General features: G+C 29.1%; 18 protein-coding genes. All 18 read right to left on the bottom strand.

Features of this window, described 5'->3' with window-relative positions; genetic code table 11:
• Position 1: 1 nt before the first annotated feature.
• Complete coding sequence (locus tag DMA14_RS09300) at positions 2-865, bottom strand: glycosyltransferase family 4 protein (protein ID WP_203418276.1); 864 nt, start codon at positions 863-865, stop codon at positions 2-4.
• Positions 866-1,185: 320 nt separating this feature from the next.
• The gene (locus DMA14_RS09295) at positions 1,186-2,169 is read right to left on the bottom strand and encodes a glycosyltransferase family 2 protein (RefSeq protein WP_111424426.1); all 984 of its coding nucleotides are present in this window, start codon (positions 2,167-2,169) and stop codon (positions 1,186-1,188) included.
• Complete coding sequence (locus DMA14_RS09290; protein ID WP_111424425.1) at positions 2,166-3,080, bottom strand: glycosyltransferase family 2 protein; 915 nt, start codon at positions 3,078-3,080, stop codon at positions 2,166-2,168. The genes DMA14_RS09295 and DMA14_RS09290 overlap by 4 nt, the downstream gene beginning before the upstream one ends.
• Complete coding sequence (locus DMA14_RS09285; protein WP_111424424.1) at positions 3,068-3,925, bottom strand: glycosyltransferase; 858 nt, start codon at positions 3,923-3,925, stop codon at positions 3,068-3,070. Before DMA14_RS09285 ends, DMA14_RS09290 begins: the two co-directional genes overlap by 13 nt.
• Complete coding sequence (locus tag DMA14_RS09280) at positions 3,925-4,899, bottom strand: glycosyltransferase family A protein (protein WP_111424423.1); 975 nt, start codon at positions 4,897-4,899, stop codon at positions 3,925-3,927. Before DMA14_RS09280 ends, DMA14_RS09285 begins: the two co-directional genes overlap by 1 nt.
• 12 nt (positions 4,900-4,911) lie before the next feature.
• Positions 4,912-6,045 (bottom strand): glycosyltransferase, encoded by a 1,134-nt coding sequence (locus DMA14_RS09275; RefSeq protein WP_111424422.1) that lies wholly within the window; start codon positions 6,043-6,045, stop codon positions 4,912-4,914.
• Positions 6,046-6,048: 3 nt separating this feature from the next.
• The gene (locus DMA14_RS09270) at positions 6,049-7,113 is read right to left on the bottom strand and encodes a polysialyltransferase family glycosyltransferase (protein WP_157957694.1); all 1,065 of its coding nucleotides are present in this window, start codon (positions 7,111-7,113) and stop codon (positions 6,049-6,051) included.
• Positions 7,103-8,527 (bottom strand): class I SAM-dependent methyltransferase, encoded by a 1,425-nt coding sequence (locus DMA14_RS09265; RefSeq protein ID WP_111424420.1) that lies wholly within the window; start codon positions 8,525-8,527, stop codon positions 7,103-7,105. The genes DMA14_RS09270 and DMA14_RS09265 overlap by 11 nt, the downstream gene beginning before the upstream one ends.
• 5 nt (positions 8,528-8,532) lie before the next feature.
• Positions 8,533-9,717, bottom strand: coding sequence for an ABC transporter ATP-binding protein (locus DMA14_RS09260; protein WP_111424419.1), 1,185 nt, complete (start codon positions 9,715-9,717; stop codon positions 8,533-8,535).
• Between the two features lie 2 nt (positions 9,718-9,719).
• Complete coding sequence (locus tag DMA14_RS09255) at positions 9,720-10,565, bottom strand: ABC transporter permease (protein ID WP_111424418.1); 846 nt, start codon at positions 10,563-10,565, stop codon at positions 9,720-9,722.
• Between the two features lie 192 nt (positions 10,566-10,757).
• Positions 10,758-12,701, bottom strand: a complete 1,944-nt coding sequence (locus tag DMA14_RS09250) for a polysaccharide biosynthesis protein (RefSeq protein ID WP_394336013.1) — start codon at positions 12,699-12,701, stop codon at positions 10,758-10,760.
• A gap of 108 nt (positions 12,702-12,809) precedes the next feature.
• On the bottom strand, positions 12,810-13,694 hold the full coding sequence (gene rfbA, locus DMA14_RS09245) for a glucose-1-phosphate thymidylyltransferase RfbA (protein WP_111424416.1): 885 nt from the start codon (positions 13,692-13,694) through the stop codon (positions 12,810-12,812).
• 47 nt (positions 13,695-13,741) lie between these two features.
• Positions 13,742-14,587, bottom strand: coding sequence for a dTDP-4-dehydrorhamnose reductase (rfbD, locus tag DMA14_RS09240; protein ID WP_111424415.1), 846 nt, complete (start codon positions 14,585-14,587; stop codon positions 13,742-13,744).
• On the bottom strand, positions 14,587-15,135 hold the full coding sequence (gene rfbC, locus DMA14_RS09235; protein ID WP_111424414.1) for a dTDP-4-dehydrorhamnose 3,5-epimerase: 549 nt from the start codon (positions 15,133-15,135) through the stop codon (positions 14,587-14,589). Before rfbC ends, rfbD begins: the two co-directional genes overlap by 1 nt.
• 21 nt (positions 15,136-15,156) lie before the next feature.
• Entirely contained in the window at positions 15,157-16,302 is a 1,146-nt protein-coding gene (locus DMA14_RS09230; RefSeq protein WP_111424413.1) for a DegT/DnrJ/EryC1/StrS family aminotransferase, read from the bottom strand.
• Entirely contained in the window at positions 16,295-16,720 is a 426-nt protein-coding gene (locus tag DMA14_RS09225; protein ID WP_111424412.1) for a cupin domain-containing protein, read from the bottom strand. Before DMA14_RS09225 ends, DMA14_RS09230 begins: the two co-directional genes overlap by 8 nt.
• A complete protein-coding gene (locus tag DMA14_RS09220; protein ID WP_111424411.1) occupies positions 16,717-17,682 on the bottom strand; it encodes an MraY family glycosyltransferase in 966 nt (321 codons plus the stop codon). Before DMA14_RS09220 ends, DMA14_RS09225 begins: the two co-directional genes overlap by 4 nt.
• 42 nt (positions 17,683-17,724) lie before the next feature.
• Positions 17,725-18,615 carry an NAD-dependent epimerase/dehydratase family protein gene (locus tag DMA14_RS09215; RefSeq protein ID WP_111424410.1) on the bottom strand — a complete coding sequence of 297 codons (891 nt, stop codon included), beginning with the start codon at positions 18,613-18,615 and terminating at the stop codon, positions 17,725-17,727.

The following is an 18,615-nucleotide window of genomic DNA, read 5'->3' as shown; positions in this document are numbered from 1 at the left end:
TCTAGATAACCAATAATAATTGTTGATACTGTTTATTAAATTTTTCGATATTAAATTCTTTTTGTGCGTAAGAGGCAGCGTTATGAGAGAACATCTCAAGTTTTTCTCGATTCATATTAAGATCTAAAATTTTATAAACAAAATCTTCAATAAGTTTTTCTTCCGTCTGACTATTATCAATTAGAATTCCATTTTTCTCTTTTATATGCTCATTTAATCCTCCGACCTCGGTCACAATAGGAACGACTCCTTTTGCCATAGCTTCCATAATAACTACAGGAAATCCTTCTCTATATGACGTAATCAAAATTAGATGAAGACTTTCATAAAATTCGTTTAAAACAACTTCATCAAAAATTTCCCCTTTATAAGTAATTCCTGCATCTTCAATTATTTTTTGGTAACTATCCATTCCACTACCAGCCATAAAAAACTGAATTTCGGAGAAATTACTTTTTACTGCTTTAGCAATTTCGATAAATAATTCTGGTCTTTTCTCTTTTGACCATCTGCCAACAAATCCAACATTGAAAACTGCTGGGTCTTTTTGCATAATTGGAGTTTTGAGAATACTTATACCATTTTCAATTTTTATAATTCTGTTATAAAACTGCATGAGATTATTATTCGTATAAAGCTCCTCAAAATCTTTGAATGTTTTTTCATTAATAACAACTCTTCTGTGGAGATACTTTACAAATGGCAAACTTGACAATTCTATTCCATAATCAGGTTTAGAAAAAGCATGTGTCAAATCAATTTTTTGTACAGAATCATCAATATCAACAAGGATTTCGTAGAAAAAAAAACAATTGCTTCCAAAAACTGTCTTTAGTTTTTTACTACTGTTTAGTTTTCTTATCAAGATTCTTCTGAAGATTCTTTTTACAATAAAATTTCTATAAAGGAAATCACAAATAGTATAAGAGTTTGAATACAAATCAAATTGTGATTTAAAATTATTTGAGGAAGAATTACCTGTGAAAAATATGCAATTATTTGAATTGGCTAAAGCCTTTACAATATTCAGATGAATTTTTTCAGCACCTCCTGTGTGATAAAATGGAAAGAAAAAAACCACTTCGGCTTTTTTAATTTTTCTTGATTCAAAAAGGATAAAGCTACATACTTTAAAAAGAGCCAAAACCTTTAAAAAAAAGTTTTTTATGGAATTAGATTTGGTCATTATTTCATTAGAAAATTAATTAATCTATATAAGCCTAAACCTTTAATTTTATAAAATCTGAATAATATCTTTTGAACAATAATCCATTTAAAATATTTAAATTTCCCGATATAATTTTGCCTATAAAAAAAACGTATTATTTTTTTGTTCTCTTTTTTAAAAACTCCTACATTCTTCACAATATATCGATCAAAAATTGCGTAATAAGAAATAATCGAATTGTTTTTTAATGCTTCTCTTTCAATTGTAGAATTAACTTTTGAAAGTATTTTTACATCATACAATTCTAATAACTTTACAAAAGATGCAACTACTTTTTTCTCATAGTTGAGATCCACATGCTTTAAAAAATAGCTCTCATCATTGCGGTATAAATAATCAATATTTTTAAAAATTTTAAACTTTTTAGAATTAAACAATGCGTTTACCGCAATTTCAAAATCTTCAAAAATTTCAATTTGTTCTGCAAAACCTCCAATTTCTTTTATATACCAAGTTTTATATAATGGGGCAGTAGTTTGCCAAGATCCTGCCAAAGTCATAAAATTATTTATCCAATTTTCAAATGGCCTTTCTAAAATTTCCGTTCTGTTAATACACGGTAATTTTTCTGAAAAAATATCCATATTAAAAACCAAAAAATCATAATCAGCATAAAATTCAAATGCTTTTAATCTTTCTTCAATACAAAATTCAAGCAACAAATCATCTGAATCCAGAAACATAATGAATTCACCTTTTGAAAAGCTTAATCCTATATTGCGACATGAAGATGGTCCTTTCAAACTATTAACCGGACGTTTATAAAAACGAAAACGATTATCATTCTGCACAAATTCTTGTATAATCGCTTCTGTATTATCTGTAGAACCGTCGTCGACTAGAATACATTCCCACTCTTTACTGGTTTGCGATAATAATGAATTTAAAGTTTCCCTTATCAAATCTTCCCTGTTAAAAACAGGAATAACTACTGAAATCATGTTTTTTGCCCTTTTACTACGTAAATGATTTGTCTTTTAAAAAACTTCCTCAATGAAATAAATTCACCGTTCGCTAGATACTTTTTACAAAAAAAAAGAAAATATCCAAAAGTAAACATCTGACGTTTCTTTAAAACGGCTTCAAATGTCGTCAATAATAAAACCCTTTGTGATTTAGCAAAATAATTAAGTCTATATCTCGCAATTCTTTCATAAAACAACAATTTTGAGATTTCTTTGAGATCCAAATTATCTGTTTTACCAGAAATATTATACTCAGAATATCTAAAAAAAACGATTCCTTGATTTATAGATAAAATTGAACCTTTTGATGCGAATTCTATCCAAGCCATATCGTCAGAATACCAGGCTAGAGGAAAATTTACAAATCCATATTTTTGAAAAGAAGCTTTTCTGAAAATATATTCAGAAAGAGAACTTCGTGTATCATTTCTCCATTTTCTTAAGAAAGAATCTGTTGCGAGTTCATACTCGGGATGGTTATAAAGTATAGAATTTCTATTTCCTCTCTCATCAATAACCTGAGATGCAAATCGAATTACATTTATAGTTTCATCTCTAAAACCATATTGTGCATTATTAAACAATTCAACAACATTTTCTCCGAGCTGGTCATCATCTCCTAAAATCATCAGCCACTTTTCATCATGCATTAATTGGATACACCTTTCCCACTGTTGAGTTAGAGACACACTTCCTAAATTAGTTTCAAATCTATGATAGACAAAATTCAATTTATCCTCATATTCTTTTAAGATTTCAGCTGGATTTTCAGGACTTGCGTCATCACCAATATAAACTTTGAATCGTTTATCAGTCTGCATTACAAGAGATTGCAATGTAGACTCAAAAAACCTTAGCTTATAATATGGAATTACTATAGCAAGCATTTTTTTATGAGTAATTTAAAAAAAGTAAAATGTCGTTTTGATTTTGGTTTTATAATAATCAGTTTCATCCAAAGCTTAAAAAAGGCTTTAACATTAATATATTCGGTGGCCGAAATTAAAAATTTAGCTCCATTATCAAATTCAGCTTTTCTAAGATTAAAACCATCTATTAAACCTGTAGTAACTGGTAAATTTTGATTGTAAATTTGATGAAATTTTAGTGCTGACAAATACCAAGATTTATTAAGTTTTCCTAGCGAAAAATGCTCCAAAAGTATATTTTTTGAAACAACTATTTTATAATTCAGCTTTAAATATTCAAAGCATAAATTTAAATCGTAATTATGAAAATCTTTTAATTCTCTTGAAAATTGAATCGCATCATCACGCCTCGCAGCCATAAACACTCCATCAATTGTTACTACTTCTTCGATATGGTGATCTTTCCAACCGCTATTCCAGTATTCTTTTTTTTCAGGATTTAGGTGTTGTATTATATTTAAAACCTTAAAAGTATCTGGGCAGTCCCACCATGCTGAAGGCATTTTTGTTTTTACTTTTGCTCCAGCAATTCCTATTAAACCTATAACTTGGTTTTCTTCAAAGATTTGGATAATCATTTTTCCCCAATCTTTGCTATGAAACAAAATATCATCATGGATAAAACACCAGTAATTACCTTTACTTTGTTTAATCCCTTGGTTGTAAGCCTCAAATATTGAATGTTTATTCTCTGAATTATCAATTACAATCAACTCATAAACACATCCAATTGTTTCAGATATATTTTCTAAAAGTGCAAGTTGAATTTGAGGTTTTCGCGAACAAATTATTATTGATATCATCAGGAAAATAATCTTTTAGTTTTGATCATTATATTTTTCCTTAATTTATACTGCGAAAAAAAAAGATCTAATACGGTTAATAATAAGAAGTAACCTTTGATTTTTTTTCCAGATCTAACTAATAGAAAAGCTTTTTCGTAAAGAAAATTTCTTTTAAAAAAAATGTTTTTATCTCTTATAACACTATAGTTAGCTACTTTGTTTTTCTTCAAATAATCCATGAGAACACTTCTCATTTCAAAATCAATATCAATAATTGCTATTCGCTTCTCTGATTGTAAGGCTTTTGCAATTACGCTTGTAGAATGATATCGGAAGTTATTGAGTGGCTGACTTATAAAACCAACCTTTTTATTAATAATAAATTTAAAGTAAAACATCCAGTCGCCACAATATTTAAATTCTGGTGCAATATCGAAATGTTCGTCTATTAGAATATTTTCTTTTTTTAATAAAACTGCGCTGGCATTAGGAATTACATTTTTGCAAATAAGAAATTCTTCAATAAATTTATTTGCATTCATCGAAAAATCGTTCAAAAATAATTTTGCATCTAGATCATCTGTATGCGATATCCAGTTTCCAGTTTTTTCCCCAAATTCATTAACGCTATTAGACTGAGAATATACCAAAACAAGCTCAGGGTCTTTTTGAAAAGGATAAACTAATTTTTCCAAAAAAGTATTTTCACAATAATCATCAGTCTCTGCAATCCAAATCAAATCTCCTTTTGCTAGAGCTATTCCTTTTGCCCATTGTTTAAATGTATTACCTGAATTTACTTCATTAAATAGACAATGTGAAACTTTTTCTTTTTTTGCATATTGGGATAAAATTTCACGGCTATTGTCCTGACTACAATCATCTAATAAAATAACTTCGTAATTCGAATAGGTTTGGTCAAAAATACTTTCTAATCTCTGAACTAGGTATTTTTCATGATTATAATTTGGAACAATAATACTTACAAGCATAATTAATTACTCTTAATTATTTAATTGTTTCCTAATTGTCTCATATAACAAAGGCGCTATTTTATCAATCGAAAATTGATTAAAAAGTTCTTTTGCCTTCCTTCCATCTTCATCACGCTTTTTTGAGTTATCATAATATAGCATTACTTTTTCAGACATTTCCTGAATATCTAAATAGGGCACTACAAAACCACCTCCTTTATTAATAACTTCAGTTGTCCCTGATGCTTTTTCAAAACAAATAATTGGTATGCCCAAAGTTGCTGTTTCAATACAAACCAAAGGAAAAGGATCCTCTCTTGAAGTTAATAGAAATACATCAAAATTTTTATAAAACTGAATAGGATCTCCTTGTTCTCCTACAAATCTCACTTTGTCCATTAAACCCAATTTTTCGAGATCTGATTCTATTATCAATCTATTGTGTAAGGTGCTCCCCACCCAAACAAATTCTATTTTTGCATTTGGATAATTTTTATTGATATAACTTGCAATCTGAATAAAAATATCATCCCCTTTTCTCCAATGAGTTGTTCCTGCGGCGCCAACCGTAAAAACTTTATTGTCTTTTTCAACGTTTTGCTCATTAATTACCCCAAACTCATAAATTATATCTATCAGATTTCTATCTATAGTATAATTGTCAACCAAATTATCTGCCACAAGCTGAGAAACTGCAATATATTGATCAACATCTTTTATATAATTCCCAAATTGAGGGAGATGTAATTTAATTATAGTTGGCAATTCATGGATATGAGCTATTAGTTTAGCGCCTTTACAATAATGTTTTATTCTCACCCCAAATGGAATTGAAGCTATACTGTTTGCATAAATTATATCATAATTCTTTAATGCAATTTCATTAAAAAAAAGAACATCTTTATTGACTTTTTTAATTCGAAATTTAGATTTTAGTTTTTCCTTGAAAATTTCGCTAAATCTTAGCGTTTTTTCGGCATTCGAATATATATACACATTATGGCATACTTTTTTAAAGTCATCTGAAATATTTCCGCCATTTAATAACAGTACATCAAACTGAATATTTCTATCATTATTTCCCAGCCATTTTATTAAATTTAATAAAATCAACGGTGCACCAGTTCTTGTGGCTTCATGAGATATGAAAAGTATTTTTTTCATAAATTAAATTTCACTTAATTTTAAATTATTAGATTGCGCAAATTCAACAATCTTCGAGTTTAAGTTTTCAGACAATAATTGTTTAGAAAATATCGAAATAATTTTATCATTATTTTCAAAACATAGAGGTGCACTCGAATTTCCTGTTATAAATACAGAATTCATTTTGTTAAACTCCTCAATAAAAAATTCGATTGGAACAGCTTGAAAATATTCTTCAATGACTACCAAATTTCCAATGTTTAAATTTTTAATAGACTCTATTTTTTGTTTAGTATCTCTTGGATGCGGTTTGAAAAGTATTTTGTTATCCTTATTTAAATAACAAATCCAAAGAATTATTCTTTTATAATACTCAATTTCATTATCAAACAAAACATCTTCACTTAAACTGTAATGTTGGGAAAAAATTACATAATTAACATTCTCTACTAAATACTTGTTTTTAAAACTAGTAATGAGTGGTAGAGAAGATAACTCAATTATAGTATTCTTTAGATCAATTTCTTTATATACTCCAATTCTATTTGCGTCTTTTATTAAATAGCTAGGTGAAAAAACTGATGAATTAATCGGTAATTTTTTTAGATAGTTTTTTAAATAAGGAAATCTGAATTTTCCAAAACTTCTCTCCGGGAGTACATCAATAACTCCATCAATTGAATAAAGTATTTTTTTTGGCTTTAAAAAACTTAAAAGCACAATATCAGAAAACATTTTCACTCGAATTGGGATAATCAATAAATCGGCTTTATGTAAACTTTTAAGAATAGGAAACCTGTTAATTATTTCTTTATCAAAACTGTATCTCCTTTTTTTCATAAACTCTTTTAAAAGCTTTTTTATAGAAGTCTGTTCTGGTAAAAAATCAAAATTAATCTGACCTATATATTCGCAATTATAAAAAATTGCAACTTCTTTAAAGAATTGGTCTAAGCTTTCTCTAAATACACCGTTATATAGGATAATAATTCTTTGATCTACAATTTTAACTTCACTTTTTAAAGTCGCTAATTGAATTATCAGCTGACTTCCGCCTGAAGTTATAATAGATATTTTATTTGGCATTTTTTCTAAAAATAAAATACCATGGTTCCAATTCTCCATCCAAATCATATGGTGGATTGTTTACAAACCAATCCATTTCATGAATATGACTAAAAGTTGGTCCAATCTCCATTATTTCTTTTACAGTAGAATTCAATTTAATTTTCTGCAATTTTTTTATAGTATCAGTATCTTTAACAAAAGAATGTTGCAAAAAAACATTCTCCCACCATACTCTTGGTTTTAAATTTATATGATACTTATTAAAATTACTACTAGGTCTTAAGCTTATTGTAAGAAAAACAACTCCACTACAAACTCGTGAAAACTCTTCTATAACTTTAGGAATATCCTTTTCATCAATGTGTTCTAAAACTTCACTTGAAAATATCACATCAAATTCATCATCTTTGAACGGTAATTTCATAAGTGAGCCTTGTTGAACAATTCCTTTTTTCAATAAATCGTTTGCAAAATCCTTTAAAACGGAACCTGATAACTCTATGCCTCTAGCATTGTACCCTTTGGAAAGTAAATGCCTTACAACATCTCCACTACCGCAACCTGCATCTAATACATTCTTAAAATCGTAATTTGAAATCAAATTATCTACAATATTAATTCCATAGCTCCAAGTGGAAACTTTTCTTTTGTTTAATTTCCAATATTTATCATAAAATGACAAACTATTTGTTAATTTAAATTTCTTCAAAATATCAGAAGTTCTCTCATAACCCAGAATTTTATTTAATTTTTTAAATCCTTTTTTATAAAGTTTAAGAAAATCTTTAGTTAAATAATAATCTTCTTGATTGTCAAAATTAACTTTAAATATACTGCTTTTATTAAGTGCGTTTGATATTTTTAGTTCTATATCTAAATCAGATAAATCAAAATTAAGATACTGTGCAATTTTTTTAAATTCTTTTATCTGAATCTCCCTTCCAAATTCTCCATTTAATTCATCAAAATTAATTTTCAAAATTCCTTCTTCATTTATCCAAGGGACAATTTTACTGTACAAATTAACTAAAGAATCTTTATTTTGTTGTAAAAAATTAAAAGCATATTCCTTTTCATTTGAATCATTATTCTCTAATGCCTTATTACTCTTCCAGATCTTTAGTTTATCAACCAAAAAACAAAAAGAAATCAAACTAAATTTAATATTTCTGTATAAAAAAATTCTTTTGAATTCTCCTATATTTTTATTCACATCAACTCCAAAATGCCCTATCAAAAATTCATTATCATTAATTTGCCCAATAGCTTTGTCTACTTCAAAATGGCTTTTGTCTAAAGCATTTACGTTATTTGAAAAATGAAAAGAATCATTGTCAACAACATAACTAGAACTTTTGAGATTGAGTTCAAATAAAAAATTTGATAATAAATAAACTTCCGATCCCGGAAGTGAACAGATAACTACTTTCATACTATTTATATAAATGTGAATTCGTGTTCCAGTTTAATTGTGTGACATATGCCGAAACCTGAATAATCGACTTTTGGTCCAACTATATTAAAAGAAACAAAATTTGCTGATGCAATATAATCTTTCAGAGATTCTCCATACAATTCAAATCTTCCTAAATATCCACCGACCAATAAAGGTGTGTTTTTAATCTGAAAATTAAATGAATTTAGACCAGGCTTAATATCAAAATTAAATTCTGAATACTTTGATGAAATTGACGATAACCTAATATTTGAATATTCTAAATGAAACAAAATACGGGCTTTCTCAATATAGAACTCACTATTAATATCAACTTGAAAATTTATGTCGTCACCTGTGTAAAAATCATTTTCCTCATCATCAGATAAAATTTTTGCACTAATAATAGAACTGTCCTTGCTTTCTTTATTTGCTAGATTATTATAGATGCTTACTCCTTTTTCAACATTACCTTGGAAAATAGATTTACCTTTTTCTAAAGTAGCAACAACACTACATAGACGCATTATATCTACAACACTATGTGAAACCAAAATTATAGCAACATTTTTGCTCATGACTTTCATTAAATGCGTGTAACATTTCATTCTAAAAGCTAAATCTCCAACTGCTAAAACCTCATCAATAATTAGAACATCAGGTTCCATCTGGGCTGCAATAGCAAAACCTAAACGCACCTTCATTCCACTACTGTAATTCTGAACTGGCATGTCAATAAACTCACGAACTTCTGCAAAATCAATAATATCTTCAACCTTAGAATCTATTTCACTTTTAGAAAAACCTAAAACAGCACCATTATTATAGATATTTTCTCTACCTGTTAAAATAGGATTAAAACCTGCACCTAGTTCTATTAAAGCTCCAACACGACCTTTGATAGTAACTTTTCCTTGATCAGGATTTATAAGTCCATTCAGCATTTTCAACAAAGTTGATTTCCCTGCTCCATTATGCCCTATAAGTCCTAAACATTCTCCTCGACGAAGTTCAAAACTAATATCCTTGACTGCCCAAAATTCATTCTTTCGTAAAGAATCAGAAGAATCCCTCCTTAAAACACTATTGTACAAATCTTTAACACCATACCAAAGGCTAGTTTTTAGATCTTTACAAAATTTTTTAGAAAGCCCCTCTACTTTTATTAATACTTCATTTTCTTGCATAATTAAGCACTCATACGTTCAACTATTATGGGGATCGAAATTCTATAAAAGACTAATCCTAACAAAAATATTGGTATACATCCTATTGATACTATAAAATAATACATTAGGTAATCTAGACTTTGTCCTGTCATTAAATTTCTTGTTATTAAAATTAGCGGTGTTAATGGGTTAATTTCCATTGCAGTTTTAAGGAAACCATCTTTTGGAATTACATAGATGACTGGAGTTGCATACATCAAAAAACCAAGTCCTAGATTTACAATTTTTCCAATATCATTATAAAGCATTCCCAATGGACTAATAAATAAACCAATTGTTGTCCCTATAAAAATAATTCCTAAAAATGCAAAAGGAAATAAAAAAATTGAAAAATGAAATCCAACTCCATACAGCAATAAAAAAAACAACAACAGAGCTATTTTTACAAGACTATTCGAAATTAATTTATAAACTCCTGAAAGAATTAATGCTTCCTTCGGAAAATTAATTTTAGAAAGCATTCCCCTTGCTGCATTAGTATTTACCATTGGGGCATTAATTGATTCTGTCAATATAGACCATAGTAAAGTACCCGAAAAAACATATACAGGATATGGAATTCCAGTATCTGTTAAAGTTACCGTTCCTGTTTTGCTTAAAATAATCCATACTAAAGCAGTTGTTAGCGGAGTAATAAATGCCCAAATAATTCCTAAAAAGGATTGTCTATATTGTGACTTAATGTCTCGAATTGCCAATTGCTTTGCTAAAAAACGAGATGTGAAGATATCATTAAGGCTATTTTTTAAAAGTTTACCGATTTTAGTATTATTCTCTTTTTGATAAACTGTGGTTTTTAATTCCATTAAAATTGGGGAAAATTTAATTACATAAGCCCTTTAACATTTTTCAAATATACTTTAGTATATTATAATCTATGTATGAACTACTTGATTCAAATTAATAGGATTTTTTTTCTTTTAAAAATTATTTTAAATATAAAAAGGTGTTTTTATGCAAACACCTTTTGTATAAAATTAAAACATTTTATATTTTAACTACTTGTCTAAGACTTCAAAAGTAGAATTCATACTTTTAAATTCTGGAACTATTTTTTTCATTTTAGCTACAATATCATCATTCTCATAGAAATCAGCGATACCAATTAATTCGTCAACATCATTATGAAGAGTTTCATACTCATCTTGAATTTCTTGAGCAATCATAATCTTGTTATGATATGTTGGAAGAGTCTTAGAAGTATCATTTAATAATTCTTCATAAAGCTTTTCGCCAGGCCTTAGACCAACTATTTTTATCTTAATTTCTTTATCTGGTATAAAGCCAGCCAACTTAATCATTTTTCGAGCTAAATCAATAATTCTAACTGGTTTACCCATATCAAAAATATAGATTTCGCCACCATTCCCCATTGCTCCCGCTTCTAATACAAGCTGACAAGCTTCTGGAATTGTCATAAAATAACGTATAATATCCTGATGTGTAATTGTTACTGGTCCTCCTTCTGCAATTTGTTTAGTAAACAAAGGTACCACAGATCCATTTGATCCTAGAACATTTCCAAAACGAGTTGTAATGAATTTTGTACCACCTTCAACATTTTCCCTTTGATTTTTTAAAAATAAAGACTGCACATATTTTTCAGCGATACGCTTACTTGCCCCCATTACATTACTAGGATTTACGGCTTTATCTGTCGAAACCATTACAAATTTCTTTACATGATACTTGCAAGCTAAATCAGCAAGATTTTTAGTGCCCTTTATGTTAGTCTGAATTGCCTGAGAAGGATTTTCTTCCATCAAAGGTACATGCTTATATGCGGCAGCGTGAAAAACAACATGTGGATTATAACTTTTGAAGACTTTTTCAAGCGCTTTCTTACTTCTGACATCTGCAATTACAGCTACAATTTTCGTACTGAAATTCATTGCCTGAGTTTCTAGACATAAATTATGTAAAGGTGTCTCAGCATGATCTAAAACAATAACATTTTTTGGATTGAAATTCAGAACCTGCCTAACAATTTCACTACCTATCGATCCTGCTGCTCCAGTAATTAAAATTGTCTTATCCTTTAATTGTTTAGAAATTGACTTACTATCTAGAACTATCGGTTTTCTTTCTAATAAATCTTCAATTTGAATGTTTTTTACTTTCTGAGAGATCTCTTTTTGATTTTCCCAATCAGAAATCAACGGAACAGTATATACTCTATAATTAAATTCTAGACATTGATCAACAATAATAAGCTGTTCATCTTTAGTTAAACTTTTATCCGCTATAATTACTCCCTCTGCAGCAACAGAGCGCATTAATGCAGGAAGCTTCTTTCTTAAAATCAAAATAGGCAAATCAAGCATACGTTTAGACGCATTCTGATTATTTTTATCTACAAAACCAACTATTTTAAATCGAGAAGGCGTTTCAAATTTTAAGGCATTTGCTACTGAAATTGCATTTGCATCTGTACCATAAATAACTGTTCTTACAAGTTTGGTAGTAGCTTTTTCTGAAAAATACATCTCAAAAGTTTGCTTTACAATTACACGATATAAAAACAGCCCACAAAAAGATAAAACTAAATTTATAAATAGAGCCGTATTTAAAAAAGCTTTATGGCCTGTATACAACTCAAATACAAGATTTATAAAAAGAAAAAAAACTAAAACTGACATTTGTGAAAAAAGCAATTTTATTGCATCTATATACGACGAATGTCTAATAATTCCCGAGTATGTTCTAAAAAGCCAAAAGAAAAATATATTGACAGTTATTAAACTAGCTACAAAATAAAAATCATGAGATGTTATAATATATCCTATTGCAGTTCCATCAAAAAGCAAATAAGTAAAAGAAAAAGAAAAAAACAGAACCATTACGTCAATAGCAATAATAATCCACCTTGGCAGGTAACTCAAATTATTGATATTTGCCCTTAGATTTCTTGGGGAAAAAGTTTTATACAACAAGGACGTCATATTATTTGGTTTTTCTGTATTCAATTTAGCATTTTTTAAGTCAGTAAAATTTGAACTTTATACAAAAATACAAATTAACGGTTTAAAATAATTAGTTGGTAGCGCAAATTAAACTTTAACACCCTTTTTCTTTTGTTTTAAAAATTCTAAAAGATAGGTTCCGTAACCTGATTTAAGTAGCGGTTGGGCCAATTCTTCAAGTTGAGCATCGTTAATAAATCCTTGTCTCCATGCTATTTCTTCAATACAACCTACTTTTAAACCTTGCCTTTCTTCAAGAACCTGTACAAATTGCCCTGCTTGCATTAAACTATTAAAAGTTCCTGTATCCAGCCAAGCTGTTCCTCTACTTAAGATACCTACTTTTAATTTTCCTTTTTCAAGATACACTTTATTTACATCTGTAATTTCATATTCACCACGGGAGCTAGGCTTAATATTTTTGGCAATTTCAACAACAGAGTTATCGTAGAAATAAAGTCCTGGAACTGCATAATTAGATTTTGGCTCCAATGGCTTCTCTTCAATAGAAATGGCATTTTTGTTTTCATCAAATTCAACTACTCCATATCTTTCAGGATCCGAAACATGGTAGGCAAAAACAACTCCTCCTTCAGGATCAGCATTGTCTTTTAAAAGTTGTTGCATATTGGTTCCAAAAAAAATATTATCTCCTAAAACTAAAGCTACTTTGTCATTACCTATAAACTCAGCTCCAATTACAAAAGCCTGAGCTAGTCCATTCGGATTTGGTTGTTCTGCATAACTAAACTTACAGCCAATTGCACTTCCATCTCCCAAGAGTTTCTTAAAATGAGGCAAATCATGAGGCGTAGATATAATTAAAATCTCATTTATTCCAGCCATCATTAATGTTGATAACGGATAATAAATCATAGGTTTATCGTAAACCGGCATTAATTGTTTGCTAACAGCCAATGTCAATGGATGTAATCTTGTGCCAGAACCTCCAGCTAATATAATTCCTTTCATAATTGTAATTTTAGATTTCCAATTTCAAAAATTCTAGTCTTAGATTTTTAATTAAACATTTTTTTTAAACTTTTCTTATAATCTGGAATATTCAAATTATAAACTGCTTTTATTTTTTCCTTATTTAATAATGAATAATTGGGCCTTTTTGCCGGAGTTGGATAAGATGAAGATGGAATTCCTCCAATTTTACAGTTATAATTTCCAAGTTCTTTAATACTTAATGCAAATTCATGCCAACTAATCTCACCTTCATTCGAATAATTATAAATTCCTGAAACCCATTTTGGAAATTCGATGATATCAATCATTGCTTGTGCCAAATCAGCGGCATAGGTTGGTGAACCTATCTGATCATTCACAACATTAATTTCATCTCTTTCCTGCATTAGTCGCTGCATAGTTTTAACAAAATTATTTCCAAATTTGCTATAAACCCATGACGTTCTAATTATAATTGATTCTGGGTTTTCTTTCAAACAAGCAATTTCACCAGCCAATTTGCTTTCTCCATAAACATTTATTGGATTAGTTTTAGCTTCTTCATTCAAGGCGATAGATGAATCCCCATCGAAAACATAATCTGTCGAAACATGAATTAATTTTACATTATTTTCTTTAGCATATTTTGCTATTAACTCTACTGCCAAATGATTTACTTTAAAAGCTAAATCTTTTTCTGATTCAGCTTTATCAACAGCAGTGTAAGCTCCACAATTACATATAATATCAGGGCAAATTATTTCTAATTGAGATTGAAGCATTTCTAAATTATCTAATGTAATTTGAGTTCTATCTGCAAATACCCATTCATATTGATTATATAAAGGCGCTAAAACTGAAAGTTCAGATCCTAATTGTCCTGTTGCGCCAGTTACTAGAATTTTCTTCATTAAAATAAACTATTACAGTTTTCAATAAATGGTAAAATTTGATCTTTTTCAGAAACAATAGCCTCCTCGAGATTCATTCCCCAATCAATATTCAAAGAAGGATCATCATATTTGATTCCTCCTTCAGAAGCTTTGTTATAAAATTGATCACATTTATACATTACCGAAGCCGTTTCACTAATAACTGAGAATCCGTGAGCAAATCCTTGAGGCACTAGTAATTGTTTTTTGTTCTCTGCGGATAGTAAAACACTAAATGCTTTACCATAAGTTGGTGAATCTTTTCTTAAATCTACTGCAACATCAATAATTTCACCTTCTAAAACACGAACTAACTTTGTCTGTGCGAAAGGAGGATTTTGGTAATGCAATCCTCTTAAAGTTCCTTTTTTTGAAAATGACTGATTGTCTTGAACAAATTCAATATTAATTCCTAAATCTTCAAATTTGGATTTACTATAAGATTCAAAAAAGTAACCTCTTTCATCTCCAAATACTGTTGGCTCTACAATTACTAAGTCTTTTATAAATGTTTCTTCGATTTTCATTTTATAATATATTCTTTATATTCAATTATTTTTAAAGAAAGTTGTGATCGCTTCTTTAATTCTATCTTTATCTTCAATTAGTAGATTTGTCCCAGATGGCAAACATAATCCTTTTTCAAACAATTGCTCCGCGATTTTATTTCCATAATATGGATATTTTTCGAAAATTGGTTGCAAATGCATAGGTTTCCAAAGTGGTCGGCTTTCAATATTTGCTTTTTCTAACGCCAATCTTAAACTTTCTCGATTTTTACTATTACTAAAATCTGGCTCAATCAAAATTGAATTTAACCAGTAATTTGAAAAAAAATCTTCATTCGAAACTTCAAAAAGCTTAACCCCATCTATTGAGTTAAAAATGCTTTTATAAAAGTTATGATTTATAATTCTTGATTCAATATTACTATTCAAGCTTTTAATTTGTCCAAGACCGATGCCTGCACAAATATTACTCATTCTATAATTGTAACCAATTTCGCTATGCTGATAATGAACTGCATTATCTTTTGACTGAGTTGCATAAAAAATTGCTTTTTCTTTTGTCTCTTTAGAATTAGAAATTAATGCCCCTCCGCTTGAAGTTGTAATAATTTTGTTTCCATTAAAAGATAAAACTCCAAAGTTTCCAAAGCTTCCACATTTTTTACCTTTATAACTACTCCCAAGAGCTTCAGCGCTATCCTCGATAATAGGAATTCCATATTTATCTGCAATTGCATGAACTTCATCAATTTTATATGGAGTACCATATAAATGAACAGCAATTATCGCTTTTGGTTTTTTACCTTTTTTAATTCTGTCTTTTATTGCAACTTCCAGATTATCTGGACATATATTCCAAGTTTCAACCTCGCTATCAATAAAAACAGGAATTGCACCTTGGTAAAGAATAGGATTAGCTGATGCTGAAAATGTCATAGATTGACAAATTACTTCATCACCCGCTTTAACTCCTAATAAAATAAGCGCCAAATGAATCGCAGAGGTTCCGGAATTTAATGCCGTTACAGATGATTCATCTTCGTAATAATTTTGAAGTTCATTTTCGAATTCATCTACATTTGGTCCACCAGAAGTTATCCAATTTGTTTCTAGTGCTTTTTGAATATATTCATTTTCAAAACCACTTTGTTGTGACAATGATAAGTAGATCTTTTTTTTATCCATTTAAAAGCCAATAATCTGAAGGATAACGAACATCATCCTCACTGACCTTTGTCAATGGTAAAGTAGAGAAAGATATCAATTTTGAATTAGTTTCTAAGGATTCTATTGCATTAGCATAACCTGCTGGAATATGAACTATTTTACTATCCGTTTCAGAAACAGTTATTGTTTCAATTTTTAAATCTCTTGATGGATTTTCCCAATTATCCACCTTTACAAAATGAATATTAAAAGAACCGCTCAAACAATAAAAATTTTTAGCATCTAATTTATGTCCTTGCCAGGCACGAATTGGATTTTCATCAGAATTACTAATAATATAAAATCTTTCAATGTCTTTAAAAGTAAAATCATTTACATATGAAATAGTACCTCGGTGATCTGAAAAATTTCCACCTTGAATTGTGTTAGGAATCATGCCTTAACTCTTAAATTATTTTTGCTTAGTAAATAAAACTTTGATGAATAAATCAGGAGCAAAGGAAGAATTACAATCACAAACAAAATTATATCTTGTACTTTCTGATAAAGAAATATAACTAGTCCCGAAATTGCAACTTGAACTAATGCATAATACAAAGACACTAGTCTGTGTTGAATTTTATATTCATTGCTCAAAATCTGATACAAATGCAAACGATGTGCTTCAAAAATATTTTGCCTTAAATATAAACGATGGATTATAGTACAAATCGCATCAACACCATACACTGCTAAAAACAAGAGCCAAATAAGTGAATTCGTAACCAGAATAAGTTTTAAAACTAAATAAATTATCCAAAATGCGATGGCAATACTACCTATATCACCTGCAAAGCATTTAGCCTTTTTTCTATAATTAAAAAATAAAAAAACTAAACTTGCAATCATTGCATATTTTATAAAAGTTCCATCGGTAAAAAGCTGAATTTTAGTATTCACATATAAAAGTGAACTCATAACTACTAAGGTGTACAATCCCGTGATGCCATTAATTCCATCCATGAAGTTATAAGCATTTATTAATCCAATCGCTAAAACATAAGCTATTGCAATAACCCAAATTGGGAATAAACTGAATAGTTCCAAGTCAAAAAAAATCAATGTGATGGAAAGAAAATGAATCGAAATTCTTATCTTATTGGATAAACTTTGAATATCATCCCAAAAACTGACCAAACTCACTAATGTTATTCCCGTAAAGAAAAAAAAGATAGGTTGGATATGCTGAACAAAATAAAGTAAAGCTGCAAACCAGAAAATAATTCCTCCTCCTCTTAAAGTTACCTCTGTATGCGAACTCCTTTGATTGGGTTTGTCAATTATATTAAAACGATCTGCTACTTTAAAATAAAGTAACATTATAATCATTAAAATAATTCCTAAAATTGTGTATTCCATTATCTCTTTTTACATCAAATTTTTATATTTTCTTATTCTAGCTTAAAAAGTTTCATTTTTAAGATAATTCAGAACTGGTTCTGGTTTCCAATTTAGTAGCTTGCGTGCTTTTGAATCATCGAAAGTTAAATCAGTAGTAATCTTTTTTACTTTTGACGAAGTTATTGGAGACTTATCACCTACCAAATCTCCAATTTTACCCATTATTTTTGCTAGAATTAATGGCAAACTAAAACTTTTCTTTTTCGAAATAGCATAGCTTAGCTCAAAAAAACTAGGATGAATTCCGTCCGTTAAGTTAAATATACCCCCCGTTGGCGCTACGACACTTATAAATGAAGCCACATCCTTAATTGACACCATACTTTTTCGTGCTTTCCCATTAGCAATATTAAAATAATATCCACCTTTAATAGCTTTAATCATCGCTCCTAAATTACCGGGAGGATTTTTACCTACTAATAATGGTAAACGTAAGATTGTGCAAATAATATTATTAGCTTTACACCAATCTGTAATGATTTTTTCTGCTTCAATTTTACTCCTCCCATAAGGATCTTTTGCTGCCAATGGAAAATCTTCCTTTATATCTATACCAAATTCTTGTCCATAAACAGAGACTGAACTAATAAAAACAAACTGTTTGGGTTGATTGACCTTTTCTAATCCTAATAAAAGATTAGCAGTACCCCTTACATTTATATCACGAAACTTTTTTTTTTCTTCTTCACTTTTTGGAACACTATGTGCTTTTCCAGCCGCATGAATTATTAAATCAAAGCTTTCTTTAAAAACAGGTATTTCTTTTTCCAGTTCGACTGCATAATCCCCAGAAGTTCTCGATAAACAAAAAATATGATTATTATCTTGTGATAATTCGTTTATAATTGATTTTCCTAGGAAACCATTTGCTCCAGTTAATAATATCTTCAT

Origin of the sequence: Flavobacterium sharifuzzamanii (genome assembly GCF_003254585.1) — a bacterium.
Lineage (GTDB): Bacteria > Bacteroidota > Bacteroidia > Flavobacteriales > Flavobacteriaceae > Flavobacterium > Flavobacterium sharifuzzamanii.
Note: the sequence above shows the minus strand (reverse complement) of the source record. Positions and strands in the feature narration are given on the sequence as shown.

What these genes read in the sequence shown, in the direction of transcription:
- DMA14_RS09295 (WP_111424426.1), bottom strand. Translation starts at nt 2,169, where the DNA reads ATGATTTCAGTAGTTATTCCTGTTTTTAACAGGGAAGATTTGATAAGG.
- DMA14_RS09290 (WP_111424425.1), bottom strand. Translation starts at nt 3,080, where the DNA reads ATGCTTGCTATAGTAATTCCATATTATAAGCTAAGGTTTTTTGAGTCT.
- DMA14_RS09285 (WP_111424424.1), bottom strand. Translation starts at nt 3,925, where the DNA reads ATGATATCAATAATAATTTGTTCGCGAAAACCTCAAATTCAACTTGCA.
- DMA14_RS09280 (WP_111424423.1), bottom strand. Translation starts at nt 4,899, where the DNA reads ATGCTTGTAAGTATTATTGTTCCAAATTATAATCATGAAAAATACCTA.
- DMA14_RS09275 (WP_111424422.1), bottom strand. Translation starts at nt 6,045, where the DNA reads ATGAAAAAAATACTTTTCATATCTCATGAAGCCACAAGAACTGGTGCA.
- DMA14_RS09270 (WP_157957694.1), bottom strand. Translation starts at nt 7,113, where the DNA reads ATGCCAAATAAAATATCTATTATAACTTCAGGCGGAAGTCAGCTGATA.
- DMA14_RS09265 (WP_111424420.1), bottom strand. Translation starts at nt 8,527, where the DNA reads ATGAAAGTAGTTATCTGTTCACTTCCGGGATCGGAAGTTTATTTATTA.
- DMA14_RS09260 (WP_111424419.1), bottom strand. Translation starts at nt 9,717, where the DNA reads ATGCAAGAAAATGAAGTATTAATAAAAGTAGAGGGGCTTTCTAAAAAA.
- DMA14_RS09255 (WP_111424418.1), bottom strand. Translation starts at nt 10,565, where the DNA reads ATGGAATTAAAAACCACAGTTTATCAAAAAGAGAATAATACTAAAATC.
- DMA14_RS09250 (WP_394336013.1), bottom strand. Translation starts at nt 12,701, where the DNA reads ATGACGTCCTTGTTGTATAAAACTTTTTCCCCAAGAAATCTAAGGGCA.
- rfbA (WP_111424416.1), bottom strand. Translation starts at nt 13,694, where the DNA reads ATGAAAGGAATTATATTAGCTGGAGGTTCTGGCACAAGATTACATCCA.
- rfbD (WP_111424415.1), bottom strand. Translation starts at nt 14,587, where the DNA reads ATGAAGAAAATTCTAGTAACTGGCGCAACAGGACAATTAGGATCTGAA.
- rfbC (WP_111424414.1), bottom strand. Translation starts at nt 15,135, where the DNA reads ATGAAAATCGAAGAAACATTTATAAAAGACTTAGTAATTGTAGAGCCA.
- DMA14_RS09230 (WP_111424413.1), bottom strand. Translation starts at nt 16,302, where the DNA reads ATGGATAAAAAAAAGATCTACTTATCATTGTCACAACAAAGTGGTTTT.
- DMA14_RS09225 (WP_111424412.1), bottom strand. Translation starts at nt 16,720, where the DNA reads ATGATTCCTAACACAATTCAAGGTGGAAATTTTTCAGATCACCGAGGT.
- DMA14_RS09220 (WP_111424411.1), bottom strand. Translation starts at nt 17,682, where the DNA reads ATGGAATACACAATTTTAGGAATTATTTTAATGATTATAATGTTACTT.
- DMA14_RS09215 (WP_111424410.1), bottom strand. Translation starts at nt 18,615, where the DNA reads ATGAAGATATTATTAACTGGAGCAAATGGTTTCCTAGGAAAATCAATT.